At 36.2% G+C, this 20,980-nt stretch carries 19 protein-coding genes; 18 read left to right on the top strand and 1 reads right to left on the bottom strand.

Annotated elements, in window-relative coordinates; all coding sequences use genetic code 11:
• Nucleotides 1-2: 2 nt before the first annotated feature.
• The 17 genes from GCWU000282_RS06210 to GCWU000282_RS06125 all read left to right on the top strand — a co-directional run bounded on the left by GCWU000282_RS06210 (nucleotide 3) and on the right by GCWU000282_RS06125 (nucleotide 18,986).
• Complete coding sequence (locus GCWU000282_RS06210) at nucleotides 3-1,001, top strand: ABC transporter permease (RefSeq protein WP_023354191.1); 999 nt, start codon at nucleotides 3-5, stop codon at nucleotides 999-1,001.
• A 12-nt stretch (nucleotides 1,002-1,013) separates the two neighbouring features.
• Entirely contained in the window at nucleotides 1,014-1,898 is an 885-nt protein-coding gene (locus tag GCWU000282_RS06205; protein ID WP_023354190.1) for a D-psicose 3-epimerase, read from the top strand.
• A 376-nt stretch (nucleotides 1,899-2,274) separates the two neighbouring features.
• Nucleotides 2,275-3,318, top strand: a complete 1,044-nt coding sequence (locus GCWU000282_RS06195) for a hypothetical protein (protein WP_023354187.1) — start codon at nucleotides 2,275-2,277, stop codon at nucleotides 3,316-3,318.
• Nucleotides 3,319-3,562: 244 nt separating this feature from the next.
• Nucleotides 3,563-4,678, top strand: coding sequence for a TolB-like translocation protein (locus GCWU000282_RS06190; RefSeq protein WP_035039667.1), 1,116 nt, complete (start codon nucleotides 3,563-3,565; stop codon nucleotides 4,676-4,678).
• Between the two features lie 210 nt (nucleotides 4,679-4,888).
• The gene (locus GCWU000282_RS06185) at nucleotides 4,889-5,839 is read left to right on the top strand and encodes a DUF5050 domain-containing protein (protein WP_035039666.1); all 951 of its coding nucleotides are present in this window, start codon (nucleotides 4,889-4,891) and stop codon (nucleotides 5,837-5,839) included.
• Nucleotides 5,840-5,940: 101 nt separating this feature from the next.
• Nucleotides 5,941-6,846 (top strand): hypothetical protein, encoded by a 906-nt coding sequence (locus tag GCWU000282_RS06180; RefSeq protein WP_023354184.1) that lies wholly within the window; start codon nucleotides 5,941-5,943, stop codon nucleotides 6,844-6,846.
• A 266-nt stretch (nucleotides 6,847-7,112) separates the two neighbouring features.
• Nucleotides 7,113-8,033 carry a DUF3737 family protein gene (locus GCWU000282_RS06175; protein WP_023354183.1) on the top strand — a complete coding sequence of 307 codons (921 nt, stop codon included), beginning with the start codon at nucleotides 7,113-7,115 and terminating at the stop codon, nucleotides 8,031-8,033.
• Between the two features lies 1 nt (nucleotide 8,034).
• Nucleotides 8,035-9,216 (top strand): MalY/PatB family protein, encoded by a 1,182-nt coding sequence (locus GCWU000282_RS06170; protein WP_035039664.1) that lies wholly within the window; start codon nucleotides 8,035-8,037, stop codon nucleotides 9,214-9,216.
• A gap of 301 nt (nucleotides 9,217-9,517) precedes the next feature.
• Nucleotides 9,518-10,363: a formate/nitrite transporter family protein gene (locus GCWU000282_RS06165; RefSeq protein ID WP_023354181.1), complete on the top strand. Its 846-nt coding sequence runs from the start codon at nucleotides 9,518-9,520 to the stop codon at nucleotides 10,361-10,363.
• Nucleotides 10,364-10,444: 81 nt separating this feature from the next.
• Nucleotides 10,445-10,708, top strand: a complete 264-nt coding sequence (locus tag GCWU000282_RS06160; protein WP_023354180.1) for a type II toxin-antitoxin system Phd/YefM family antitoxin — start codon at nucleotides 10,445-10,447, stop codon at nucleotides 10,706-10,708.
• Nucleotides 10,701-11,003, top strand: a complete 303-nt coding sequence (locus GCWU000282_RS06155) for a type II toxin-antitoxin system RelE/ParE family toxin (RefSeq protein WP_023354179.1) — start codon at nucleotides 10,701-10,703, stop codon at nucleotides 11,001-11,003. The genes GCWU000282_RS06160 and GCWU000282_RS06155 overlap by 8 nt, the downstream gene beginning before the upstream one ends.
• Nucleotides 11,004-11,249: 246 nt before the next feature.
• Nucleotides 11,250-11,762, top strand: coding sequence for an RNA polymerase sigma factor (locus GCWU000282_RS06150; protein WP_035039662.1), 513 nt, complete (start codon nucleotides 11,250-11,252; stop codon nucleotides 11,760-11,762).
• Entirely contained in the window at nucleotides 11,752-13,032 is a 1,281-nt protein-coding gene (locus GCWU000282_RS06145) for an anti sigma factor C-terminal domain-containing protein (protein WP_023354177.1), read from the top strand. Before GCWU000282_RS06150 ends, GCWU000282_RS06145 begins: the two co-directional genes overlap by 11 nt.
• 398 nt (nucleotides 13,033-13,430) lie before the next feature.
• Complete coding sequence (locus GCWU000282_RS06140; RefSeq protein ID WP_023354176.1) at nucleotides 13,431-15,173, top strand: ABC transporter ATP-binding protein; 1,743 nt, start codon at nucleotides 13,431-13,433, stop codon at nucleotides 15,171-15,173.
• Complete coding sequence (locus GCWU000282_RS06135) at nucleotides 15,173-16,975, top strand: ABC transporter ATP-binding protein (RefSeq protein WP_023354175.1); 1,803 nt, start codon at nucleotides 15,173-15,175, stop codon at nucleotides 16,973-16,975. Before GCWU000282_RS06140 ends, GCWU000282_RS06135 begins: the two co-directional genes overlap by 1 nt.
• Nucleotides 16,976-17,035: 60 nt before the next feature.
• Entirely contained in the window at nucleotides 17,036-17,812 is a 777-nt protein-coding gene (locus tag GCWU000282_RS06130; protein WP_023354174.1) for an ABC transporter ATP-binding protein, read from the top strand.
• On the top strand, nucleotides 17,802-18,986 hold the full coding sequence (locus tag GCWU000282_RS06125) for an ABC transporter permease (RefSeq protein ID WP_023354173.1): 1,185 nt from the start codon (nucleotides 17,802-17,804) through the stop codon (nucleotides 18,984-18,986). The genes GCWU000282_RS06130 and GCWU000282_RS06125 overlap by 11 nt, the downstream gene beginning before the upstream one ends.
• Nucleotides 18,987-19,195: 209 nt before the next feature.
• Here GCWU000282_RS06125 and GCWU000282_RS06120 read toward each other — a convergent pair whose 3' ends face one another.
• Nucleotides 19,196-19,975 (bottom strand): GTP pyrophosphokinase, encoded by a 780-nt coding sequence (locus tag GCWU000282_RS06120; RefSeq protein ID WP_023354172.1) that lies wholly within the window; start codon nucleotides 19,973-19,975, stop codon nucleotides 19,196-19,198.
• Nucleotides 19,976-20,270: 295 nt separating this feature from the next.
• Here GCWU000282_RS06120 and GCWU000282_RS06115 point away from each other — a divergent pair, with 295 nt between their 5' ends.
• Nucleotides 20,271-20,975 carry an ABC transporter ATP-binding protein gene (locus GCWU000282_RS06115; RefSeq protein WP_035039848.1) on the top strand — a complete coding sequence of 235 codons (705 nt, stop codon included), beginning with the start codon at nucleotides 20,271-20,273 and terminating at the stop codon, nucleotides 20,973-20,975.
• Nucleotides 20,976-20,980 lie beyond the last annotated feature (5 nt).

Genomic DNA, 20,980 nt, shown 5'->3' with positions numbered 1-20,980 from the left:
TTATGAATGTGATAAAGAAAGCAAATAAAAGTATTACCTTACCTTTTGATGATAATTCAAGAAGATTGATTGTAATTCTGATTGTGTTACTCATTATTACCGGAGTGACTAAATCCTCACAGTTTTTAAATGTTGGAAATGTGCAGTCTATTGGAAAACAGCTTACAGAATATGGTCTTATGTCATTGGGGATGGGAATCTGTATGTTGAGTGGAGGAATTGATCTTTCTACAGTATATATTGCAAACCTTTGTGGTATTAGTGCGGGTCTTATTATTCAGAATGGTACAAACGATGTGGCGGGAATTTTGCTTGCTTGCGTAGTAGCATTGTTGGTTGGAACAGCTTGTGGAATCTTTAATGGATTTTTGATTAGTTTTCTTAATATTCCGCCAATGCTGGCAACCCTTGGAAGTTATGAACTGTTTTTGGGAATTTCCATTGTGAATTCAGGAGGAAGCACTGTATCGGCAAATGGAAAGTTTAATATACTGTCAGCAATGACGGTTTTTGGAATTCCTTTTCCTTTCATTTTATTTATTGTTTGTACAGTAATTTTATCTTTGCTCATGAATAAGACAAGCTTTGGAAATAAGGTGTATCTTGTAGGTACAAATGCGAAGTCAGCAAAATTTGCTGGAATTAATGTAAAAATGACAACGCTTTATTGCTATATGGTATCCGGAATTCTGTCAGCAATAGCAGGATTAGTTAGTTTATCTCGATTAAATTCAGCAAAAGCAGATTTTGGAACCAGTTATACAATGCAGACTATATTAGTTGTTGTGCTAGGCGGAATTAATCCAAACGGAGGATTTGGTAATATACCGGGAATTGCTTTCTCAGTTATTATTTTACAGATGTTATCTTCCTATTTGAATCAGTTCCCAGCCATCAGTAATTATTATAGAGATATGATTTGGGGAATTGCACTGTTTGCTGTGCTTGTATTTAATATCAGTGTTTCAAGAAAGAGAGCGAAAAAAGCTACTGTAAAATAGGAGGAATAAGTAATGCAATATGGAATTTATTATGCATACTGGGAACATGAATGGAATGGTGATTATCATTATTATATAGACAAAGTGGCAAAGCTGGGATATGATATTCTTGAGATTGCGGCTGGTCCACTTCCGGAATATAGTGCTGCAGAATTAAAGGCACTGAAAGAACATGCCAAAGAGAAGAATATAAAACTTACCGTAGGATATGGGCCATTAAGGGAGAATAACATTGCAAGCAGTGATCCGCAGGTTCGAAAGCACGCCATTGGATTTTACACAGAGCTGTTTAAAAGGATGGAACAAATTGGTGCAACGCTAATTGGGGGAGCGTTGTATTCATGTTGGCCGATTGATTATTCAGGTTCAGTGGATAAGAAAGGTGACTGGGAACGTGGTATTGAAGGAGTTGCAAAGCTTGGAAGGATTGCATCGGAATGTGGAATCGAAGTACTAGGCTTGGAGTGCCTAAATCGATTTGAGAATCATGTTTTGAATACAGCAAAAGAGGGTGTGGAGTTTGTAAAGAGTGTACGACAGTTAGAACCGAAGGCCTCAAATGTGAGTGTTATGTTAGATACTTTTCACATGAATATTGAAGAGGAGAGTATTGGAGCCGCAATTCGCATGGCAGGAGAATTACTTGGACATTTTCACACGGGAGAATGTAATCGTATGGTGCCAGGCAAAGGTAGAATGCCTTGGAGAGAAATCGGAGAAGCACTAAGGGAGATTCACTATGACAAGGCGGTGGTAATGGAACCGTTTGTAATGCAGGGAGGAACGGTAGGACAGAATATTAAAGTATGGCGGGATATTGTTCCGGATGCTAGTGAAGAGGCTCTTGATCGGGATGCAAAAGAAGCATTAGCATTTGAACGATATATGTTAGGTTAGATGAAGTAAGTATCGTTGTAAAAATGTATAACTCAATTACCTTTTGGAAGTTATTGATTAGTTTTATGACTGGTGTAATGAATTTTGAAGGAGATTCAAAAATTATGTATTATTGGCTTTTCGGAAAATCGGAAAGCTTTTTTTAAAAAGGTCTTTCAAAAACAGTTTTTTAAGCAAGAAAAAGTTTATCATTTTTCCACAAAAACTGAACTTTCTCGTTCAACTGGAAGTTAGATTTTCAATTCACGTTTACTTTACATATCAAGACAAAATAAAACTTGCAAAAGATCTTGCGGCAAGGTATCATAATGGTATTCAAGTCTTTTATTATATAAGACTAAGAATATAAAATAATAAAAACGAGAGGAAGAAAGACATGAGTAAAATTAAAAGAAAAAGTGCTTTGGGATTGGTTTTTACACTATTATTTGTAGCCATTTTGGGAGTATTAAAGCCAACAGAGGCAAAAGCCTGGACGAATCTTACCATAGGGCAGTTTGATACAATTTATGAACATAACGGAGAAAAGGAGGTAACCTATAAGCTGGTACTTCCTTCATCAGGCAAACTTACGCAAATCACTTCGGTGACAGAAAGATATATTCACTTTTCTATATATGATGCTTCTGAAAATAGAATACAAGATTTGTCCGGAGATGCTACTAATACTTATACTTATGATATGGACTTGATTGGCGGAGAATATTATATTGTTGCCAAATCATACTGGGATAATACTGCAAGTAATTTTAAATGGATATTTACACCAGCTGAAGAATCATTTAATGAAACTCAGGATGAGCGCAATAATGATTTGACTAACAAATTTCCAATCAACCTCGGAGAGACTGTTAAGGGGCAGTTTGCCAGAAATGATGACGTAGATTATTATGGTTTTTCGGTAAATAAAACAGGAACTTTAAGCCTTAAACTAACAGCAAAAATGGAAGAAATGGGAATAAGCCTTCTTAATGATGAGGGAAACTATAACTATAAAGTATCTGATATCTCAAAGGGAACAAAGACATTTACATTTCAAATTCCTAAGGGAAATTACTCTTTAATGTGTTCGGGTGAGAAGACAGGAAATTATCAAATCACTACATCTTTTGCAGGTGGTCCGTCTAAAGTAAAATTAACTTCCGTAAAAAATCTAAAGGGAGGAATATTAAAGGCTACTTGGAAAAAAGGGAAGTCAGTTGACGGTTATGAGGTTCAGATTTCTACTTCAGGAGATTTTGATAGCAATGTGACGTCAAAGCTGATAAAGGGTGCAAAAAAGATTTCCTTTACATTTAAGGGATTGAATACTTGGGGTACATATACTTACTATTGCCGTGTCAGAGCGTATAAGGAGAAAAATAAAATTAAGGCATACTCTGATTGGAGCAATGAGAAAGAAATTACTATTAAGAAGTAAGTTTGGTATTATATAGAAAAAAGACTGTAAGTAAACTGATTTAAAATGTTTATTTCCGGTCTTTTTTATTTGGCTAAAATATTATAATTGGTAAATTTTAATAGAAAATAAATCCATATAACAGGTTATATTAATAGATTTCGTTACAGCAGTTGACATTACTATATACAATAATTATAATTTTAAATATCCAAGTAAGAAAAAATGTGAGGGAATGTACAAACAACTGAAAGGGGGAATCCAAATGAAACATAAATGTGTATCATTATTATTAGCCGGTATATTAACTGCCTCCGGTGTATGCAGAGAAAATTTGACTACAGTGTGGGCGGGGACTTACTCCGGGAACAGTATTGTGAAGCTTAGTGCTGTAAGTACTAATGTAATAGCAAAAACTCAGACAGAATATACAGATGAAGAACTATGTAAACTCGCTGCAGATTATTACTATAAAAACCATAATCAGAAGGCACCGATAGTAGAAATTGAAGATACTCGTGGTGATTTGGTAACTATTCATCTCTATGAAATTGTTAATGACGGAGGTGGAGAAGGACATACTACAACCTATGACTGGTATTATGTATCTCGTAAGACCGGAAAGGGTGAAGACCTTTTTAACAATAAAATAGACTTAACGGAAGGCACAAATACTAAAACTCAGCCAATGCTTTCAAGGAAAAAGGTAGAAATAGATGGTAATGTATTTAAACTTACCGCAAAAAAATATGATGATTCAGAAGTCATAGGTGTAAGTGATATAATACAATACTCTAAATCTACCGGAAAAAGTATTAGTCTTGTAAAGAAAATCACTTCAGAAAGTATAGTGACAAATGGTAAATATCTTTATTATTCCAAAGATAAGGGCGGTAAAGGTGTTATCTACAAAATGGACTTAGAAACTAAGAAAGTATCAAGGGTGGTTTCTGCTAAGAACTATGTGTTGTTGGGAGGAACAGATAAGTATTTGTATATAGGTAAGACGGAATTTGAAAATACTGTACCAATGTACAAGGTATATGTATATAATATGTCCACAAAGCAGGTAAAAAAGAGTGGCATTGATTACTTTGTAGGTGACATTCAGGTAGAAAAAAATAAAATTTTAGCTTGTACTTTCCGCCTTGATGTTGATAATTATAGGTTTGATGTGATGACAGAAACAGGAAAAAGTATCTTCAAGGGTAAGGCAGCAAATGCAGTTCTTGCCAAAGGGGAGGTGTTTTATATCCAGATTTTTTATAATAATGGTGAACATAAGTTTAAGTGCTATCAATATGATTTAAAAAAGAAAAGCGAAAAAAAGATAAGTTATGAAATTTATAGGAAGTATGAAAAAAAGTATTTGGGTTATTAAAGGATAATAAACCTAAATATTCACGCCATAGGTCACAGACCTCTTATTCTGCATAGTGTAGTAGGGTGAACTGTTTTCGGTCTGTGACTATGGGGGATATTACCAAACATTTTCTAAAACACATAATTTCAAACCTTCGGCTTGATTATGCGTTTCCGAAGATGTTTCGTGAATAATTTTGGATAAATAGAAAAAATAGGAGTGAACAGTATGAAGTTAAATAAGAGAATAGCATCATTGTGTTTAACAATGATAATGATAATTTCAGGACTTTATTTATCGCCTGAAAGGGTAAAAGCAGCTACAAAGGCAGCAGATGGAGCAATAATAATTGAGGTTTTAGAAAGCGGACCGCATGCTGTAGCAGCAGATACTGATGGAAAGAGCATTTATTACAGTATTAATTTTGGAGAATTTAAAAAATCAAAATACAACACTGTTAAAAGAGATATTAAAACCGGAAAGGAAGTCGGTGTAATAAAAAATAAAGAGTATCAGTACTATGGCTATGACAGTATAAAGCTATATAAAGATTATTTTATCGGAGTAAGAACGTGTGGCTCCTCGCCGAGCTGGTCTTCAATAGATAAAGTCAATAAGAACGGGAAAGTAGAGGAACTTGCCGTAGGAAATTCTGCTGTAATGCTGGAGAATTCCATATACTATATAGCTGAAAAGAAGAAGGAATATGGCCCGAGTGATATATTAGGTATATACAAAATGGATTTGAACGGGAAAAATAAAAAACCGGTTAAAAAGGGTGATTACAGTAAGCTCGGGATCTCAGGTAAGACCTTATATTATGCTAAATCCCGTTATGTAAATGATAAGGAAATTACTAAATGGTTTAACTTAAAAACAGGTAAGCGTGAGAAAAATGTCATACTTTCATATATGTATGACAGTGCTTCAAAGACCAAATTCATTTTCAGCAATAAGGCGGTTAGAGCAGGTAAATATAAAGACGGAAAATGGGAATATAAGACAATTTTGAAATGTACACCGGTAGATAACTTTGATTTTTACGGAATTTTTAAAGTTCGGGTATGCGGTTCAAAAATATTGGTACAAGTAAATGAAGTAAGTGGATTTAAGCTCTATATGTTGGATTTGAATGGTAAGAATAAAAAACTGTTAAAGAAAGGTGGATTAGCGGGTTAGTTTTCATTAATTATCTAAATAAATTTAGATTTTATGCTTGCAATCACTGCACGAAATATCATATAATTATCTCTGTTAATAAAACTCAAGGGAGGTCATATATGAAAAAAGTAATGAAAAATATGTTTCCGCTGCTTTTAATCCTTATAGTTGCATTTTCTGCAATATCACCGTTACAGGTAAGAGCTGCAAAAAGAAGTAAAATGCATAACATTGAGATGTATGTTGGTGAGGCATATGAGTATACTAACTTTAGTAAGGTTAAAAGTGTTAAAAATTCTAAAAAGTCTGTAGTTGAAACGACTAAGAGAGAAAATGATGATAAGTATGTAGTATTTAAGGCAAAGGAAGCCGGAAAAGTCAGAATAACTGCCAAGACTCAATCAGGAACAGCAGTTTTTAACATTACGGTTAAAAAATCAAAATTTGAGTATAAATTATATACAATAGGCAGCGGAGAAATTCTGGCAGAAGTGACTAATAAGAATAAGGTTATATTTGACGAAGGAAAATTCAGATATACCTTAAAAGGAACAGATGGTAAAGAGTATGCATCAGAAGAAATAACAGTGCCCGCTCTTATGCCGAACAGTAAAAGTTATGTGAAAATTTATTTTGGTTCAAGTGCATTTGAGCCTGATGTCTCACAAAGTGAGATTAAGATGATAAGTCTTTCCAGGTCACCAAACCGTAAGTACACGAATGCTAATAAAAAATTTGTAATCAAGGATGAGGTTAAGTCCCAGGTTGATGAAAAGGTGGTCGTTTCTGTTACATATAAGAACGATGGGAAGGTGCCTGCAAAGGGATATTTATATGTGATTTTTTATGACCCATCAGGTTTGCCGATAGAATTTGTTAATAGGTTTGTATCACTAAAGGCGGGCTCAAGTGATACATTCGATGCTACAGGTTATCTGAGAATGATCAATCTGACAACCGGACAGAGAGAACCATACGATCATTATGAGATAATAAAGAATGTTTATACCAATGAACTTAAATAATCAGAGAAAAATATATTTGACTAAAACAGAAGGATTTTCAAATATTTTGTTTGAAAGTCCTTTCTCTTATGTAATTGTGACAATTTCTTGAAATATTTCAAACCCTATTTACTTATTCAAAATTTTATTGCATACTATCTAAGTAGGATTATAATGGTATAAGTATTAAAAGAATAAAAATCGGGAGTAAGTCCCTATACAAAAAGTTGGCTTATATGTTAGTATTTAAATCAGATAATTTGTATTAATATCGGAAAGGCGATAATATGGAAAGAATAGAAAATGAAGTTTTGACAGGTGAACGTGCCCTTTTTCAGGCAAATGGGCTGGAGATAGAAGACACAATATTTGCAGACGGTGAGTCTGCACTTAAGCATGGTGAAAATATAAATGCAGTCAATACAATGTTCAAGTGGAAGTATCCATTCTGGTATGCAAAGAATATAAATGTAAAAGATTCCACCTTTTTTGAAATGGCTAGGTCAGGGCTTTGGTATGGTGAAAATATTAATATAGAAGATACTATGATAGAAGCACCTAAGGAGTTTCGCAGGTGTGATGGAGTTAACCTTAAAAATGTATCCCTGCCAAATGCAAGCGAGACACTGTGGATGTGTAAGAATATAAGACTTGAAAATGTGGTGGCAAAGGGGACATATTTTGGATTAAACAGTGAAAATATCTACCTTGACGGGCTTAATTTATATGGTGACTACTGTTTTGACGGTGGGAAAAATATTGAAGTCCATAACTGCAAGCTGCTTTCAAAAGACAGCTTTTGGAATACAGAAAATGTAATAATTTGTGACTCATTTATAGTGGGAGAGTATTTTGGATGGAATTCAAAGAATATAACCCTTATCAATTGTACAGTTGAGAGTTTACAGGGATTTTGCTATATAGAAAATCTTGTGATGAAGAACTGTAAGCTTGTAAATACAGCGCTCGCCTTTGAATTTTCAACTGTGGATGTAGAGGTTACCAGTAAAATTGACAGTGTATTTAATCCAAAGAGCGGAGTTATAAAGGCTAAGGAAATAGGTACTCTCATTATGGATAATGAAAATATTAATCCTGAGGATACAAAAATAATTGTAGAAGGAGAAGCACCAAAGCCTGTAACTCTTGCAGAGGTTGAGCTGGTGTCAGGTGAAGGAAGGGAAACCGAAATTAGAAGGAGGAGTTGATATGCATATTGAACACTCATTTAATTTTGACAAAGAAATCAATCGCAGAAATACCAATGCAGAGAAATGGAAGGTAGAGGAAAATGAGCTTCCTATGTGGGTGGCGGATATGGATTTTGAAGCGGCACCTGTCATAAGAAAAGCATTGGAAACCAGATTTAAACATGGTGTTTTTGGATATTCCGGCATAACTGATGATTGGTATCAGGCTTATATAGGCTGGTGGAAACACAGGCATAATTTTACCCTGCAGAAAGACTGGCTAATCTTTACTACAGGAGTAGTCCCTGCTATATCAAGCATTGTGAGAAAGTTTACAACACCTGCTGAAAAAGTGCTTATTCAAACCCCGGTTTATAATATATTTTTTAACTCAATCCTTAATAACGGAAGGGTAGCTCTTGAAAGTCCGTTAGTGCTTAAAAATAACAGATATGAAATGGACTTTGAACAGCTTGAAAAAGACCTTTCTGACAAACAGACTACTCTTATGATACTTTGCAATCCGCAAAATCCGGGCGGAAGAATTTGGACTAAAGAAGAATTAATAAGGGTAGCGGAACTTTGTAAAAAGTATGGTGTTACAGTAATATCTGATGAGGTTCACTGTGATTTAACAGTTAACGGAAAGAAATATGTACCATTTGCAAGTGTATCTGATACAGCAAGAGAAATAAGCATAACCTGTATGAGTCCGGGCAAATCCTTCAATATAGCGGGGCTTCATACTGCGGCTGTGTCGGTTCCGAATGAAATACTTAGAAATAAGGTTAATAGAGGGCTTAATACCGATGAGGTTGCTGAGCCAAATGCTTTTGCCATAGAGGCGGCAGTAGCGGCTTATTCAAGGGGGGCAGAGTGGCTTGATGCTCTCAACGGATATTTAGATGAAAGCAGGAAGATGGTTTTAGATTTTATAGCCGGTGAAATTCCTGAAATCAAGGTTATAGAAAAGGAAGCTACTTATTTATTCTGGATAGATGTGAGAGGGCTTAAAAATGCCGGTAAAGGCTTTGCTAAAGATCTTAGACTGACTACAGGGCTTTATCTGACAGATGGAAGGGCTTACGGCAAGGTGGGAGAAGGCTTTATAAGAATGAATATAGCCTGTACCAAGAAGAATTTAAAGTATGGTCTTGAAAGGCTTAAAACCGGAGTAAGGCTGTGGGAAGACAGCCATTGACTTTTAACCGGATAATTGGTATTCTATATATAGAAAGTTTACCGCTGACCAATATGCGGTATATAAGTGGCTGGGTTGAAAGTTCAGTCCTTCGCTAAAAGGCGAAGGACTTTTTGCGTTGGGAGGATATTATACAAATTCTAAAAAATTAAATAATAACAAAAACTTTGGAGTTTACCTATAAAGATTATCATAATCTACTTGACACTTTCCTATATTATAGTAATATAGATATAGTTAATTTTTTAACAAAATATGATACAAGTGTCAAAAACATAAAATTACGGAAAAGGATAGGAGAATGGGAGAAGTAAGTTTTTTTAATGCGCCTGCACAGGTAGTAAAGAATTTAATCAAGGCGGGGGAAACTAAAGTAAGCATGCCGTTTTATAAAATGTTAATACTTGGTATACTTGCCGGGATTTACATAGCCTGTGGAGCTTCGACAAGCAGTGTGGCTATGCACAATATATCTAATGTAGGTATAGCAAGACTGGTAGCGGGCTGTGTGTTTCCGGTGGGCTTTATAACCATAGTTCTTATTGGCGGAGAGCTGTTCACAGGCAACTGCCTTATGGTTTTTGGAGCTATGCGTGGAAAATACAGGGTTTCTTCTATGATAAGGGTATTAGCTTTAGTTTTTGTATTTAATCTTATAGGTGGAGTTTTAATGGCTGTACTGGTTTATTTTAGCGGACAGTTTAATTTCACAGACGGACTTCTTGGAGCATTTACAATTAAAGTGGCTCTTAGTAAGGTAAGTCTTTCTTTTGAAACAGCCTTTGTCTCAGGTATACTTTGCAATGTATTCGTATGTATGGCTGTACTTATGGCAGGTTCAGCCAAGTCTGCAGGCTGTAAAGTATGGGCAAGCTTCTTTCCTATAATGGCATTTGTGGTAAGCGGTTTTGAGCATTGTGTGGCAAATATGTATTATATACCGGCAGGCATCCTTGCCCTTGGTAATGAAAAATATGTAGAAAAGGCTGTTTCTGAGTATGGCATTACAACAGAGCAGCTTGCAAAGCTTAACTGGGGCAGTTTTTTCACAATGAATGAATTTCCGGTAACTCTCGGAAATATAGTAGGCGGATCCATTGTGATGGGAATTATGGTGTATTTGGCACATAAGAAGGAGATAAGTTAAATACACTTTAATCAGTGTTATAAGTATCTCTTGTATATTGTACATAATTCTGCTATAATAATATACAGAAAGGAGAGAGATATGCCACAAATAAGACCAATTACAGATTTGAGAAATACCACAGAAATTTCAGAAATTTGTCATACAAAGAATGAGCCGCTTTTTATAACAAAGAATGGATATGGAGATTTAGTGGTTATGAGCATTGAAACATATGAGGAAATGTTGGAAACATCACAGGTAGATAAGGCGATAAGTGAGGCTGAAAGAGAATTTGCTGAAGATGGTGTTTTGATAGATGCGAGAGAAGCCCTCCGTTCATTAAGGAGAAAACATTTTGGATAAATATTCTATTAAAATATATTCTCGTGCTTATAGGGATTTAGAACAAATTTTTACCTATATTGCTGAAGAACTTTTAGAACCGGTAATAGCTTTGGAAATAATTGATGGATTGGAAAATGCTATATTTAGTTTGGAAGAACAGCCGGAGAGAGGAGCAATTAGGCGTGTAGGGGCTTACGCTAATCAAGGATATCGTCAGATGTTTCACAAAAACTATACAATTATTTATCGTGTTATTAAGAGAAAGCAAGAGGTTCATATTGTTACAGTAAGGTACACACCAAGTAATTTTTAAGTGCAAGGATAGTCTGGAAGGCTGTCCTTTTTTAATTTAATAAGAAATTTCTTATTAAATGAGAATCTCTCCGAGGGATGTACAGCTCGCGGCAGGGAAGCTTGTCTTACGGCACCGCTCGCGAGCGAAGTGTGTGCAAGTACACACTTTTCTATAGGAAAAACAAAAACTGTAACATTTTACCTTCACAAGTGTTGTATAATTGGAAATAAAAAGTTTCGGAAAAATAAAGAAAGGGGGCGAGTTATGGAAAATGATGTCTTAGTGAGATTTTACAGGGCATACAGCAGGGAAATATATTTATATCTCTATGGACTGAGCCATAACAGACAGCTCTCTGAGGATTTGATGCAGGAAACCTTTGTAAAGGCTTTGCTTTCATTACAGACGGCAGATACAGGGGTGAAAGCATGGTTATATAAGGTTGCAAGAAACCTGTATTTTAATACTTACAGAAAAGATAAAAGACTTGTTATGGGACTTGATAACGCTGAAAATAAAGTAGCTCTAAATGAAGAAACAGAAGAAAATCCGCTTAATAAACTGCTTATAAATGAAAGAGATAATGTACTTTATAAAGCCTTAAATAAACTTGAGGGCAAAAAGAAAGAAGTACTTTTATTACAGTATTTTTCAGGACTATCGGGCAAAGATATAGCAAAACTCTTAGGTATAACTACAGAGAATGTTAGAATTTTGGCATTTAGAGGGAAGAAGGAATTAAAACTATACTTAAAGGAGGACGGATATGAAATATAAAGAATTGATAGAATTATACAGGAGTGGCAGACTTTCTGAGGAAGAAAGAAAAAAAATAGAAGAAGATATAGAAAAACAGGAGGCTATCAGCGAATATTTATATCCTGATGAGGAAATTAATGAAAAAATACCGGAAGATGAATCAGAAGGAAATATATCAGAAAAAGACAACGAATTTATGAGACTGATAAGAAAGTCTATCAGAAAAGCATTTATTAAAATGGGAGTGGCTGTTACGGCAGCGGTGCTTGTGGTAATAGTACTTATGATGACAATAATGCCTAAGGCTATAGATTTATTTTACTATAATCCAAGTGCGGCAGGGAATTATAGTGAGCCGGAAGGAGTAGGAGGATACAGAGAAAGATTTGGATTGGATTTAAGTGTGTATACTGAATTGGTTGCACCGTTTAACTATCTTGATTCGGTAGATGTAGTTTCAGAAGGTTATGGTAACTATAGCTTTAACACCTATCCAAGTATGCGGATGTATGGGGAAAACAGGAAAAAATATGCCGGTAATATCAGAAAAGGCAGGATAACATTTTATGATCCACTGGCTTTAGAACGTACAGCAGACAATATGTTTGAATGGCAGACAGGCAGCAATAATTACAATGAGAGCCTTACCAAACAGCTTGAAAGACTTAAAACAGAATATCTAAAAACAGAAGGGCGGGGTATTGAGGAAGAAGGAGGTGAGCTTAGGTTTGCCTCAAGTTTTGGCGGTGACAGGGATGACACTAAAGAGAGTATAAAAGGGCTTTCAGATGGAAGACTTTATAGGGCTTATATCACCTTTGATAACATACTTACTTATAAAGAGGCAATAGACTTTGAAGCAAAATATGAATTGGGACATAGTTGGGTAGGTATAGTGAATGACAGAGACGGCAATAATGATATTATGGGAATGAACACAGGGATAGGAGCTACAAGAGGAAAAAGCCCTGCTAAGTATCCATATATTTTCGGATATGAAGGAACAGGTGAGGGAATAACATTTAAAGAGCTTAAGAACGAAGAAAATGCAAAGAAACACTATATAAGTTTGCTTAATTATCTTAAAGATAACAGCTCGTTTACAGATATGATGGACAGTTATATGGACAGTTATATGGACAGAAAGACGAAACTTGACAGGGCTTTAGCTTATGTGAATGAACATGGCTTAAAAGTATATGGAATGGCTGTAAAAGCAGAGAAGAAAGACTTACTAAAACTTATAGAAGATGAAAGAGTATTTGGAATCGGTATAGAGGAAAATTAATTTATATTACAGTATTTTATAAGATGTTTCGTGAATAATTTGGCTAACTTATAAGAATTACTTATAAATTGAAACGGTTAATTTTATAACTTGAAAAAAAGCTTAGAATAGTGTAGAATAATGGTATAAAAACTCTGATAAATGCTTGCACCAAAAGAACCCCTAAGGTTGGCAGACCTTAGGGGCTTTTCGTGCTTATAGGCTATTGTTGTCACTGTATATGAAGCAATAATAGTCAATTAATTTGTAGAAAATCTAGGTAAAAAATTGATAAAATCTATGAAGATTTAGCATAACAATTAAGAAAAATAATCGTGACATATTTTCCCAAAGGTGTATAATAATAAAATATCTATAAAACAGAATGAATATTAAAATCACAACCTAAAGGAGACAAGATGATTAAATTATTCAGGTATTTAAGGAAAAAAGACCGGTTGTATATTTTTATAAGCCTTTGTTTCATTGTCTGTCAGGTGTGGCTTGATTTAAGGCTTCCGGATTATATGTCTGAGATTACAAGGCTGATTCAGACACCGGACAGTGCTTTTAGCGAAGTAGTTATAGCCGGAGGAAAGATGCTTGCCTGCGCGCTTTTTAGTATGGCAGCGGCATTTATAGTAGGATATTTTGTGGCAAGGGTGGCAGCAGGCCTTTCAAAAAGGCTCAGAGATGCTGTCTATGATAAGGTAATCTCATTTTCAATGGAAGAAATGGGCAAATTCTCCACTGCCAGCCTCATTACACGCTCAATCAATGATATATCCCAGGTGCAGATGGTAATCGCCATCGGTTTGCAGGCAAGCGTAAAAGCACCTATTTTGGCTATATGGGCAATAACCAAGATTCTAAATAAAAATCTTATCTGGTCTGCAGCTACGGGAGTGGCTATAGCATTTCTGCTTGTATTAATAGCAATAGTCTTTGTGCTTGTAGTACCGGGCTTTCAGAAAATGCAGACTCTTACAGACAATATAAACAGGGTAGCAAGAGAAAACCTTAGCGGTGTAAGAGTAGTACGTGCCTATAATGCAGAAGGCTATCAGGAAGCCAAATTTGAGCAGGCAAATGAAGAACTTACCTCAGTAAACCTTTTTACCCAGAAAGTCATGGCGATAATGTCACCGTCAATGACACTTATAAGCTCAGGACTCACATTGTCAATCTATTGGATAGGTGTGTATCTTATAGACAAGGCTGCACTTCAGGAGAAAATCTCCTTATTCTCCGATATGATAGTATTTTCGTCCTATGCAATGCAGGTTATTATGTCATTTATAATACTGACATTTACATTCATCCTGCTTCCGAGGGCAATAGTTTCAAGTAAAAGAATAAATGAAGTTTTAAATACTGAGAATAGGATTACAGATGGAGCAGGCAGTAAAAAGCCTGTAGAAACCGGAACAGTAGAATTTAAGAATGTATCCTTTCACTACCCTGATGCGGCAGATGATATGATAACAGGTATAAATTTTAAGGCGAATAAGGGTGAAATGGTTGCCTTTATCGGAGCTACAGGAAGCGGTAAGACTACTCTTATTAACCTCATTCCGCGTTTTTATGATGCTACGGGAGGCGAAGTACTTGTAGACGGTATAAATGTTAAAGAGTATAAGCTCTCTGAACTCAGAAAGAAGATAGGTTATGCACCTCAAAAGGCTCTGCTTTTTAGCGGAAGTGTAGAATCAAATGTTGCTTACGGCTCAGATAACTCCGATAGTGAAAAACTTAACGAAGCCCTTGAAATCTCACAGGCGAAGGAGTTTGTTGAGAAACTTGAAAATAAGGAGAAATCAGCCATTTCACAGGGAGCGGTAAATGTTTCGGGGGGTCAGAAACAAAGACTTTCCATAGCCAGAAGTATTTACAACAAGCCTGAAATACTGATATTTGATGACTCATTCTCGGCTCTTGACTATCGTACAGACAAGATACTTAGAAGAGAGTTAAAAGAAAGAGTAAAGGGCAGTACCAGCCTTATAGTTGCACAGAGAATAGGTACAATAATGGAAGCTGACAGAATTATAGTTTTAGAGGAAGGAAAGATAGTCGGACAGGGTAAACATAAAGAACTGCTTAAGACCTGCCCTGTATATAAGGAAATAGCTATGTCACAGCTTTCAGAGGAGGAACTGTAATGGCAGAGAGAAGACACAGAGGTCCGGGACCCGGCCCGGGAATGGCTAAAGGTGAGAAGGCTAAGGATTTTGGGGGAGCAATTAAGAACTTGTTTGCTTATATCAGAGGTTATCTGCCTGCAATAATAACAGCAACAGTATTTTCGGCAGCAGGTACGGTACTAAATGTAATCGGTCCTGACAAAATGAAGAAAATAACTACCCTTATAGCAGAAGGGGCAATGACGGGGATAGATAAAGAGGCTGTTTTAAAGATTGCGATTACACTTGTGATAATGTATGGAGCCGGAGCGGTGCTGAATCTTTTACAGGGAGTAATAATGGCAGATGTTACTCAAAAGACCTCCAAAAGCCTTAGAACAGATATTTCAAGGAAGATAAACAGACTCCCACTGTCTTATTTTGATAAAACCAGCATAGGAGATATTCTTTCAAGAATTACCAATGATGTTGACTCGATAGGGCAGACCATGAACCAGAGTATGGCAAGCCTTGTGGGGGCAATAACCATGTTCTTCGGAAGTCTTTTTATGATGTTTATTACTAACTGGATTATGACTGTAGTAGGCATCTTGTCAACTATTATAGGTTTTGTCTTTATGATGGTAATTATGGGGAAATCCCAGAAATACTTTGCTATGCAGCAGGATGAGCTGGGTGTAATCAATGGTTATGTTGAGGAAACCTACACAGGACACCTGATAGTTAAGGCATTTAATAATGAAGCTAAAACTAAGCAGGAATTTGACCTTATGAATGAAAAGCTTTTTACCTCTGCCTGGAAGAGTCAGTTTTTATCAGGTATGATGATGCCCCTGATGGGCTTTGTGGGGAATCTTGGCTATGTGGCAGTCTGCGTTGCAGGTGCGGTACTAACTATGAAAGACATGGCAGAGATAGGAGATATAGTAGCATTTATGCTGTATATAAGACTTTTTACCCAGCCACTTTCCCAGTTTGCACAGGCAGGCACAAGTCTTCAATCCACGGCTGCAGCAAGTGAGAGAGTATTCGGCTTCCTCTCTGAGACTGAGATGGAGGGTGAAGAAGGCAAGAAAGAGCATATAGAAAATATAAAGGGAAATGTAAGCTTTAAGAATGTAAAATTTGGCTACAATCCGGATAAAATAATAATAAAGAATTTTTCTGCTGATGTGAAGTCGGGTGAGAAAATAGCCGTAGTAGGTCCGACAGGAGCAGGTAAGACAACCCTTATCAATCTTCTTATGAAGTTTTATGAGCTTAATGAAGGTCAGATTATAATAGACGGGACACCTATAAGTGAACTTAAGAGGTCGGGAGTACACGAACTTTTCTGTATGGTACTTCAGGACACCTGGATTTTTGAGGGAAGCATTAAAGATAATATTAAATATTCCAAGACAGAGGCGACTGATGAGGAGGTAAAGAAGGCTGCCAAAGCTGTGGGACTTCATCATTATGTAAAGACTCTGCCTGAAGGCTACGATACCATACTGAATGAAAATGCCAATCTTTCAGCCGGTCAGAAGCAGCTCTTAACGATAGCCAGAGCTATGGTTGAAAATGCACCTATGCTAATACTTGACGAGGCTACAAGCTCTGTAGATACCAGAACTGAGGAAGAAATACAAAGGGCAATGGATAAGCTTATGGCAGGCAGAACTTCCTTTATTATAGCGCACAGGCTTTCAACCATTAAAAACGCGGATTTAATCCTTGTAATGAAGGACGGAGATATTATAGAGAGCGGAAGCCACAGCGAACTTATGGAAAAAGGCGGTTTCTATGCTGAACTTTACAATAGCCAGTTTGAGAATTAAAAGACTTGAAATTGTGTGAGATTATGTGGTAAAATTTGACGTTATCAGAAAGGAGAATATATGGAAGAGATTATCAAGATAATAAACCTTAAAAAGACATTTAAGTTGTCAGCGAAACAACAAAAGATTGAAAAGACAAAAGAAAAGGTGAAGGTAGCAGTAAACGATATTTCCTTTGCTGTACAAAAAGGTGAGATATTCGGACTTTTAGGACCTAACGGAGCCGGTAAGACCACCACGCTCAGGATGCTTGCAACCCTCATAAAGCCTGATTCGGGAGATGCGGTGTTAAACGGTGAAAGCATAGTGAAGAATCCTTTCGGAGTAAGAGGTACTATAGGCTTTCTTACAAGTGAACTTAAACTGGAGGATTTCTTTACACCTAATTACCTCTTTGATTTTTTCTCGGATTTACATGGAGTTGATGATAAGGTAAGAGAAGAACGCAAAAACAGGCTTTTTGCAAAATTTGGTATAGACAAGTTTGCAGAGGTAAAAGTGGGCGACCTTTCAACCGGTATGAAGCAGAAGGTTTCACTTGTTATTTCAATAGCTCACAATCCTGAAATAATCATCTTTGATGAGCCGACCAACGGACTTGATGTAATTACCGCAAAGACAGTTGTGGACTTCCTTATAGAATTAAAAGAGGAAGGAAAAACTATAGTTATTTCCTCACATATTTTCAGCCTGATAGAAAAAATCTGTGACAGAGCAGCAATAATTATAGAAGGAAAGTTAGCAGCTTACGGTGCTGTGGATGAAATAAAAGCCGGAAAGAGCTTAGAGGACAGGTTCTTTGATATTTATTCGGAGGTGGCAGGGAATGAAGAATAATATTTATACTATATTCAGAAAAGAAATGGCAAGATTCTTTAAGGATAAAAGGCTTGTGATTACAACCCTCCTGCTTCCGGGTATTATGATATTTGTCATGTATACCTTTATGGGAAATATGATGAAGTTGCAGTTTACTGTGGCAGAGGATTATGTGGCAAAGGTATATGTGAAAAATCTGCCTGAATCCGTAGCCGGAAAGCTTGACAAGAAAAAGCTTGAGATAAAGCCTGTGGATGGTGATTTGGAAGCTGAGAAAAAACTCGTTTCTGAAAAAGAGATTGACCTTGCGGTTAATTTTCCTGAGAATTTTGATAAAGAGGTAGAGGAATATAAGACCGGTGAAGGCAAGGCACCTCAGGTTGAAATTTTTTATAATTCGGGAAAAACGGAATCAAGTGCCGCTTATACAATGTTTACCGAAGTTCTTAGTAATTATGAGACTGAACTAAGCAATAAATTTGATGTAAATGCTGATGAAAAAATAAGCTATGACCTTGCTGGTAAGGAGGATATGACAGGTAAAATGTTTGGAAGTATGCTTCCTATGCTCCTTATGATATTTATCTGGTCGGGTTGTGTTGCGGTTGCACCGGAGTCGATAGCGGGAGAAAAGGAAAGAGGAACCATTGCAACCCTTCTTGTAACCCCTATGAGCAGGCAGGCACTTGCACTCGGCAAGATATTTGCACTTAGCATAATCGCCTTTCTTTCAGGCGTATCAAGCTCTGTCGGCACCTTCGCGTCGCTCCCTGCCATGTATCAGGGAATGAGTAGTGGTAATATAAATACAGCCTTCTACAGCGGCAAAGATTTTGGGCTTTTATTTGTAATAATTATATCAACCACTATTCTTATGGTTGCACTTATATCGGTACTTTCAGCCTTTGCAAAAAGCGTAAAGGAATCTGCTACCATCATCTCTCCGCTTATGATAGTAATTATGGTAGTCAGTTTATTACCTATGTTTAGCAAGGGAAATGTGGAAACACCTGTTTCAATGTTTTTCATACCATTATACAACAGTGTAATTTGTATGAATGAGATATTTAAGTTTTCTTATTCAAGTATGAATGTGCTTATTTCAGTTGTAGTAAATATTGTATTTACCGGAATTCTGGTACTGATACTTACCAGGATGTTTGACTCAGAGAAGGTTATGTTTTCTAAGTAGGTAATATATAAGTAAGTAGAAATTGGCGAAATCATGGGGCTGTCGCATTAAGAATGAGATACACAAAATACATTGATAATTTGATGATAAATTTACTGTATCTTGTTATACTTTTGCTTATTGCGGCAGCCCCCGGTTTCACTACTGTGAATTACTTTCCGTAAGCGATAACCGGAAAAGAAGTTTTTATGAGAAAGAAACTATGAAAATTAAATATCTTTCCCTTTTCCAAGGAAGGTATTTTTCACATTCTGCATCCTGTAATCAAGTTCAGCACTTTCGGTGGCACATTCATTCAGCTCTCTGGAAAGAGCATTCATCATTTCGGGCGGAATCTTTTTATTATATCTTAATTTATGCTCCAAAGAAGCCCAGAAGTCCATAGCAATGGTTCTAAACTGTACCTCTACCTTTATAAGCTTTTTCTCGTTCTCAAGGAAGATAGGGACGGCAACTATAAGGTGAAGACTCCTGTAGCCCGAAGGTTTAGGATTCTTGATATAGTCCTTCATTTTAATAAGGGTAACATCATCCTGACGTAAAAAGCAATCAGCAAGCTTGTAAATATCATCAATAAATGAGCAGATAACCCTTACTCCGGCTATATCCTCAAGATTTTCTTCAATTGATTCCAAATCCAAAGGAAGATCTTTACGTATTATTTTTTTTAAAATACTTTCATTGCTTTTAATACGGGATTTTATGCTTTCTATAGGATTACCGTCATATATAAGGGAAAATTCCTCGTTAAGCACTTTAAACTTGGTTTCAACCTCCATAATGGCACAGCGGTAATTGGCAAAAAGCCTCTCAATAGGAAGAGTATTTTCTTTGAACAGTTCTATAATTTTTTCTTTGGTTTCATTCGGTATATTGTTTAAATCAAGGGTACTGAGACCGTTGATTGCTTTTGCTATTTTTTCTTTTTCATGATTATTGAATACATTCATAAGTTCATTATTTTCAGCTATTTCTAAATCGTTAAACATAAAACAATCTCCAAATCCGATAATTATTTGTTAAGGAACAGTTTATAATAAATGATATATAATTCTGCACATAATCAAACATTACAAGTTTATTATACACAAAAAAAGTGAACAATTAGTGACTAATAACAGAAGAATTACTTAAGAATGAAAGTTTATAGTCAAGTTCATATTTTGACACTTGCATTATACATATAAAAAATAGTATATTATTTAAAAGCTAAATGAGAAAATAATGCAAAGGGAAAAGTTAAGTGAAGAGAAATTAAAGTGCAACGGTAAGAAAGGAGATATTATGCCCGGCTATATTTCGCTAAAAGATGTGGTAAAGACTTATAAGGTAGGAGACAATTCTATAAATGCCTGTGACGGAGTGAGCTTAGATATAGATAAGGGGCAGTTTGTGATTATAGTCGGGCCTTCGGGAGCGGGAAAGACCACTGTATTAAACATACTCGGTGGTATGGACACCCTTACATCAGGCTCTGTGGTTGTTGACAACACTGACATAAGCAAACTTCGCCCTAAGGCACTTATTTCTTACAGACGTGAAGATGTGGGCTTTGTATTCCAGTTCTATAATCTGATGGCAAATCTGACCGCACTTGAAAATGTAGAGCTGGCGCTCCAAATTTGTAAAGAACCTATGGATGCCAAAACCGTGCTTGAAGAAGTAGGGCTTGCACATAGAATGAATAACTTTCCTGCAGAACTTTCAGGCGGAGAGCAACAGAGAGTAGCCATAGCAAGGGCACTTGCCAAGAATCCGAAGCTTTTGCTTTGTGATGAGCCGACAGGGGCGCTTGATTATGTTACCGGCAAAGAGATACTCAAGCTTTTACAGGATATGTGCAGGGAAAGGGGAATGACGGTAGTTGTAATTACCCACAATACAGCCCTTACTCCCATGGCAGACAAGGTAATTCATATTAAAAACGGAAAGGTAAGTTCTGCAGAAATCAATGAGAACCCTATGTCAGTAAGCGATATAGAGTGGTAAGATAG

This window comes from Catonella morbi ATCC 51271, from assembly GCF_000160035.2.
Classification (GTDB): Bacteria; Bacillota; Clostridia; order Lachnospirales; family Lachnospiraceae; genus Catonella; species Catonella morbi.
Note: the sequence above shows the minus strand (reverse complement) of the source record. Positions and strands in the feature narration are given on the sequence as shown.